1 pseudogene is annotated in these 215 nt (G+C 33.5%); it reads left to right on the top strand.

Annotated features, from left to right (window positions below):
* Window positions 1-56 precede the first annotated feature (56 nt).
* Window positions 57-215, top strand: a pseudogene (locus tag CD150_RS11735) (IS6 family transposase); the annotation flags it as partial.

Raw genomic sequence — 215 nt, 5'->3', positions numbered from 1 at the left:
GGTTCTGTTGCAAAGTTGAATTTATAGTATAATTTTAACAAAAAGGAGTCTTCTGTATGAACTATTTCAGATATAAACAATTTAACAAGGATGTTATCACTGTAGCCGTTGGCTACTATCTAAGATATGCATTGAGTTATCGTGATATATCTGAAATATTAAGGGAACGTGGTGTAAACGTTCATCATTCAACGGTCTACCGTTGGGTTCAAGAA

Source organism: Staphylococcus ureilyticus, from assembly GCF_002902235.1.
Classification (GTDB): Bacteria; Bacillota; Bacilli; order Staphylococcales; family Staphylococcaceae; genus Staphylococcus; species Staphylococcus ureilyticus.
The sequence above is the reverse complement of the archived record's forward strand: the minus strand, read 5'-3'. Positions and strand labels throughout refer to the sequence as shown.